Here is a 6,728-nt window from a genome sequence, read left to right as displayed (position 1 = left end):
CAACTTACGGACAACCTTTGGAATCGATCAAATACAATGGGGAGCATCTGCTTCCCGGTCAACTGGGCCATTTATTCAGCATCCTGGCGTTCGTCGCCTCCCTGGTGTCGGTAGTGGCTTATTTCATCAGCGTCAGGCAGACGGATGAGCTGAAGAAAGCTTCCTGGGCCAAGATCGGCCGTTGGGCGTTCTACACCCAGGCATTTTCGGTATTTGCCGTTTTCGCGACGCTTTATTACATCATTTCCAATCACTTATTCGAATATAAGTACGCCTGGCAGCATTCTGACCGCGACCTGGAAGTGAAATACCTCCTCAGCTGTTTCTGGGAAGGGCAGGAGGGCAGCTTCCTGCTCTGGAGCGTTTGGCACAGTGTACTCGGCCTGATCCTCATTAATACCTCGAAATCCTGGGAAGCCCCTGTGATGGCGGTCCTCGCTTTTGCGCAGGTATGCCTCGGCAGCATGCTGATCGGTATTTACATTTTCGATTATAAAGTGGGCAGCAACCCCTTCCTCCTCATCCGGCAGGAAGATCCTTCGTTGCCCATCTTCAATAACCCGGATTACATGCAGTTCAAGCAGTTCATGGACGGTAACGGCCTGAACGCGCTGCTGAAGAACTACTGGATGGTGATCCACCCGCCGGGGCTCTTCCTCGGCTTCGCCGCCACCATAGTGCCCTTCGCCTACGGCGTAGCCGGGCTCTGGACGCGCCGCTATGCCGACTGGGTGAAACCCGCGCTCCCCTGGGCCCTCTTCGCCGGCATGGTGCTCGGCGTGGGCATCATGATGGGCGCCGCCTGGGCGTACGAATCGCTGACCTTCGGCGGTTACTGGGCCTGGGACCCCGTAGAGAACGCCTCCATGGTGCCCTGGCTGACCCTCGTAGCCGGTATCCATACCATGCTGGCCTTCCGCCACTCCGGCCACGCCCTGAAATCGTCTTTCTTCTTCGTCATCGTATCCTTCGTTTTCATCCTGTATTCCACTTTCCTGACCCGCAGCGGTATCCTCGGCCAAACTTCGGTGCACTCCTTCACAGACCTCGGCATGAGCGGCCAGCTCCTGGTGTTCATGGGCATATTCACCATCCCGGCTTTCTGGATGCTGATCGCCCGCGGAAAGCAGATCCCGCAGATGAAAAAGGAAGAAAGCACCTACTCCCGCGAGTTCTGGATGTTCGTCGGCGCCCTGGTGCTGCTGGTCTCTGCCCTGCACGTGACCTTCTTCACCTCCATCCCCGTATGGAACAAGCTGCTCGACCTCTCCGGCCTGCGCAAACTCTTCAAGCTCGAAGAATTCGCTCCCCCCACCGACGTGATGCTGCATTACAACAAAGTGCAGATCTGGCTGGCCATCATCATCGCCCTGCTCACGGCCATCACCCAGTTCATGAAGTACAAGGATACGCCGAAGGGCGTCCTGGCTAAAAAGCTGGCCTGGCCTACGCTGATCTCCATCGCCATCGCGGTGCTCATCGGGTGGACCGGCCGCATTTTCTTTACCGATTACGGCGCAGGCTTCCTGCTGGGCGTTTATCTCCTGCTCTTCGCCTGCGTGTATGGCGTGGTAGCCAATATTTCATATATCATTACCGTCCTGAAGGGCAAGACCAAAGCCGCCGGCGCCTCTGTGGCACACGTTGGTTTCGGGTTGATGCTGCTGGGGATCCTGATCTCTTCCAGCAAGAAGGAAGTATTGTCTGTCGATAAGATGAATGTGCTGAGCGGATATTTCACGAAAGAAAGCGGCCAGAACTCCCGTGAAAACCTCATGCTGCCCAAAGGGCTGCCGGTACAGATGGGGCCTTATTTCGTTACTTACCGCGGCGATTCCATCTCCACGGTGGACAAAGACAAAACGCTTTATATCGTTGAATACGAACGCAAAGCGAAGCTGGAAGACGAGCCCACCGAGCGCTTTACGCTTTACCCAGACGCGTATCTCAACGTGAAAGGGCAGGAGGGCATCACGCCGAACCCGGATTCCAAGCACTACCTGACGCGCGATATCTTCACCTACATCACCGCCGTGCCCCGGAAAGACATTCCGGCAGACACGCTGCCCTACACGCCGCACGTCATCTCCCAGGGCGATACCGTGTATTTCTCGAAGGGCTTTATGGTACTGGAGAACCTGAATACGAAACCGAAGCAGAAGAACTATCATCCCGAAGCGGGCGACATCGCCGTGGGAGCCGATATCTACGTGCACACCCGCGACAACGGCGATTTCCGGATCAACCCGGTATATTTCATCCGCGACAGCAGCTTCCAGGCGAATGTGCCCGATACCGTGGCGCCTCTCAGCCTGGCGGTGAAGTTCACCAAGATCCTGCCGAACGAAAACAAAGTGCAGCTCGAACTGAAGGAAACCCGCGAGCCGATGGATTACATCGTGCTGAAAGCGCTCATCTTCCCGCATATCAATGTACTGTGGATCGGTATCATCGTGATGGCGGTAGGCTTCGGTATGGCGATGCGCCAGCGCATGAAAAGCAAATAATACTTACGGATTATAATAGAAAAGGCCGTCGCACTGCGCAGTGCGACGGCCTTTTTCGTTGAAGGGTTTTTTATCCTGCGTCTCTGGATGAATCTTTCAGGATATATCCCAGCCCATATACGTTTTCGATCGTCACCTGCCGGGAATGCTGCAGGAGTTTGCGGAGCCTGGAAATGAATACATCAAGGCTGCGTCCGAGGAAATAGTCATTATCCCCCCAGAGCTGTACGAGTATCTCCTCCCGTTTCACCACCCGGTTGGTATGCCTGAAGAGGAATTCGAAGAGCTCGGCTTCACGGGGTGTAAAAGTAACATCTTTCCTGTCCGGAATCCGGAGCTTGAGGCTGTCTTTGAAATATTGTACATCCCCGATTTGCACGCAGTTGGAGACGGGGGCGGCACCGGAGCGCCGCCGGACGATGTTTCGGATGCGCAGGACCAGCTCGTCGATGTCAAAGGGTTTGGTGACGTAATCATCGGCGCCGATATGGAGCCCTTGCATGCGGTCCTGTTTTTCCTTGCGGGCGGTGAGGAAAAGGAAAGAGGTGTCTGGCGCGGTTTTCAGGACTTCGCGTGCCAGTTGGAAGCCATCCATCTGCGGGAGGCTCACATCGAGCAGGAGGATATCGAATGCGGATGGGTTGGCCTGGTAGGTGCGGAGTGCGTCCGGGCCATTGGTACACCAGGTAACGGAGGCATCCATCACTTCCAGGTATTGGCTGACTACATTACCGAGATCGGTTTCATCTTCCACAAAAAGGATGTTTATTTTCATCTGATGTTTTTATAGCAGCGGGATGGAGATCAGGAACAGGGTGCCTTTGCCGGGAGGGCTCGCAATCTGCAGGTCCCAGCCATGCGCCTCCATGCATTGTTTAACGTAATACAGCCCAAGGCCCAGGCCTTTGACCTGCGACCCGTTGTCGCGCGTATGCCGGTAAAACTTATCGAACACATGCCGCTGGACGGCTGCCGGGATGCCGATACCATTGTCCTCTATCCTTAATTCCAACAGCTTTTTATTGTTGCGGGTGCTGACGGTTATCCTTTTTTCCTTGCTGGTATTATATTTCACGGCGTTATCCAGCAAATTGAATACCATCGTTGCAAACCAGAAAGGGTCTATTTCCGCTTCGGCCTGCCGCGCATCCTTTTGTAGTTCCAGGAGGATGTTTTCTTCGGTGTATTTCAGCCGGAAGTCCAGCAGGATTTCCTCCAGGTGCTGGTGTATCGATTGCGGCGCCTTATGCAGCGCGATCTTTCCGGAAGCGGTAATGTCGAGTACCTGGGTGATCAGCTGCCGCAAACGGCTGCTCTGGCGTTCGATCACATCCGTGAGGGACAGGATATTTTCCTTCCTTTCGTTTATCCTGTCGTTTCGCAGGCTTTTCCCCGCTACGGCGATGGCGGCCAGTGGGGTATGAAGTTCGTGGGTAATGTTGTTGATGAAATCGCTCTTCATGTCCGACAATTTCCGCTGCCGCAGCCAGTTCATATAGGTGGCGAAGAAAATGATGACGACCCCGAGGACGGACAATACCGACAGCAGCAGCAGCGGCCACATGAGCTTCAGTATGGCCAGGTTGCGATCGTCGGTATCCATATACAGGGAAAAGCTGATGCGGTAGCTGTAAGGCCGCGTGCTGCTGAGTGTCAGGGAAGACACGAGGTTATGGCGGCCGGGTTTTTCCAGGCTGCCGCCGATCCGCAGCCCTGTTGACTTTTGCGCGGCTTCGTTTAGCAGCGGGTAATAGCGGCCCGCTTCGTAGAGCGGGACGTAATGGTTGCTTTCGAAAGCCACGTCAATAGCGTTGAGCACCAGCGCGTAACGGAATGTTTCATGGATGTCGTTTTGCTGCAGGATGTGGGCCAGCAGGCTGTCCATATTATTGCGCGCCGTTAGTGCCTGCCAGGTACTGTCGAGCATACGCTGCTTGAGCAGCTCGAATTGCGCGGAGTCGCTCCTGTAGTAGTTTTCCAGCAGATAGATATTGTCGTTTTCAATATACCGGTCCACGATCTTGCCTGCGCCGGGGAAGAGGTTCTCGTTGGTCATTTCCCGTTCGTAACGTTCACGCACGATCTTTTTCTCGGGTAATTTATACTGGTCGTTGCGGAGCTTGAAAGTATTATAGATCAGGTATGCCTGCACAGAAGTGAGCGTAAGGAAGCTCACGACGGCGATGGCGATATAGGTGAATTTTGATTTTTTCATCCGGCACAGGTTGAATACCATTTGCGGAAGGTAGCAAAGGTTTTCTAGAAAGCGGAAGGAAGGCGGCCCGTTTAGAATGTGTTAACTATTCGTTTGGCTTCCGTTAACAGCAATCCCATCGCATGTTTGGTAATTTTAACCCCGATCGCTTCAACCAAATTTGCTGAACACGTTTTTGTTGTCGATGACGGCCGACGTGCCGGTACTTCAAAATTCTTATCAATCAAATCTACTTATGCCATGATCATGAAAAAATGGTGCCATGGTATGAAAGGGCGGCTCCCTGCCGGCCTGTTCATATCCCTATGTCTTTTACTGATGCCGCTTTGGCCGCTGATGGCGCAATCAAGCGGGGAAATCACGATTACGGGAATTGTCCGCGACCGGCTGGACAAGCCAGTGGAAGCGGTAACCGTCCGTGTTTCCAACAATCCTTCCGCCCTGGCCATTACAGATGGCAGCGGCCGTTATACTGTGAAGGCCAACAAGCAAAGCGCGCTTGAATTTTCGCACGTGAGTTTCAAAACGCAGGTGCTGCAGGTAGGCAGTTCCCTGGAGATCAACGTAACGCTGGAAGCCGCCGAGGGGAATGTGAACGAAGTGGTGGTGGTTGGTTTCGGGCGGCAGAAGAAAATCAGCCTGGTAGGGGCGCAGTCTTCCGTCAACGTGGAAGAGCTGAAGCAGCCCGTAGCCAGTATCACGAACGTGCTCGCCGGCAGGATCGCCGGTGTGGTGGGGGTGCAGCGTTCCGGAGAGCCCGGCAGGGACTTCTCCGAGATCTGGATCCGGGGTATTTCGACTTTTACCGGCACCAATAGCGCCGCGCCACTGATTTTGGTGGATGGGGTGGAAAGGAGCCTCAACAGTATCGACCCCGAAGACATCGCCTCCTTCTCCATCCTGAAAGATGCCGCTGCCACCGCCGTTTACGGCGTACGCGGCGCGAACGGGGTCGTGCTCGTAAAAACCAAAGGCGGCAAAGCCGGCAAAACCGCTTTCGTGGTGAACTACAACCAGGGTCTCACCACATTCACGCAGATACCGGAAATGGCCAATGGCCTGACTTATATGAAACTGGCGAACGAAGCGCTTGCCAACAGCGGCCAGTCGCCCCGTTTCTCCCAGGCATACATCGACAATACCGCCAAAGGCGATGATCCGATCGTTTATCCCAATGTAGACTGGATCCGGGCGCTGTTCAATGACCGGGGCAACAACCGCCGCGTAAACGTCAGTGCAACAGGCGGAACCGATAAAGCGAACTATTACGTGTCCCTGGCCTATTACGACGAAAAAGGGCTCCTCAAAACGGATGGACTGGAAAAATACAACGCCGATACCCGCTTCAAAAAATTCAATTTCACCAGCAACACGAACCTGACACTCACGAAGACCACGAAATTCGAATTGGGCATACAGGGTTATATCACCAATGCCAATTACCCGGCGGTGAGCTCTTCGACGGCTTTCCAGTCGGCCATGGCGTTGTCTCCCGTCATCTTTCCCATCATGTACCCCGGCAACAAAGTACCCGGGATCAATGCGAGCGGGCCCGACGGCGCGGATCGTAACCCTTATGCGGACATTACCCGCCGTGGGTTCCAGACGGTTTTCGGCAACCAGGTGTATACCAATGCCAGGGTCAACCAGGACCTGGGATTCTGGGTGCCCGGCCTCACGTTCACCAGCATGTTCTCCTTCGACACCTATAACAGCCAGACCATCACCCGCGGCAAGCGTGAGGATACCTGGTTCGTCAACCAGAACCAGCCTTACAACCCTGACGGATCGCTCAACCTGTTCAAAACCTGGACGGGGGAGAATACCCTGGGCTATAGCCGCTCCAATGGCGGAGACCGGCGGTTTTATACGGAAACGGCGCTGAACTACGCGAAGGACTTCGGCCAGCATTCCGTGAGCGGTATGTTATTGTACAACCAGAGCGATTTCCTGAATGCGTTCGCAGGGGATCTGATCGCTTCGATCCCTTACCGTTTCCGGGGCAT

General features: G+C 54.5%; 4 protein-coding genes. 2 read left to right on the top strand and 2 right to left on the bottom strand.

The window, feature by feature from the left end; all coding sequences use genetic code 11:
• A partial coding sequence (gene ccsA / locus Q0510_RS08950) for a cytochrome c biogenesis protein CcsA (protein WP_298710187.1) occupies nucleotides 1-2,507 on the top strand: 2,507 nt, incomplete at its 5' end.
• A 70-nt stretch (nucleotides 2,508-2,577) separates the two neighbouring features.
• Here ccsA and Q0510_RS08945 read toward each other — a convergent pair.
• Both Q0510_RS08945 and Q0510_RS08940 read right to left on the bottom strand, forming a co-directional pair.
• On the bottom strand, nucleotides 2,578-3,282 hold the full coding sequence (locus Q0510_RS08945) for a response regulator transcription factor (protein WP_298710185.1): 705 nt from the start codon (nucleotides 3,280-3,282) through the stop codon (nucleotides 2,578-2,580).
• 9 nt (nucleotides 3,283-3,291) lie between these two features.
• A complete protein-coding gene (locus Q0510_RS08940) occupies nucleotides 3,292-4,722 on the bottom strand; it encodes a HAMP domain-containing sensor histidine kinase (protein WP_298710183.1) in 1,431 nt (476 codons plus the stop codon).
• A 240-nt stretch (nucleotides 4,723-4,962) separates the two neighbouring features.
• On the opposite strand from Q0510_RS08940, the gene Q0510_RS08935 reads away from it, so the two are divergent.
• Nucleotides 4,963-6,728: SusC/RagA family TonB-linked outer membrane protein (locus Q0510_RS08935; protein ID WP_298710181.1), on the top strand; the 1,766-nt coding region annotated here is incomplete at its 3' end.

The sequence above is a fragment of the uncultured Chitinophaga sp. genome (assembly GCF_937874145.1).
In the GTDB taxonomy this organism is placed as follows: Bacteria; Bacteroidota; Bacteroidia; order Chitinophagales; family Chitinophagaceae; genus Chitinophaga.
Note: the sequence above shows the minus strand (reverse complement) of the source record. Positions and strands in the feature narration are given on the sequence as shown.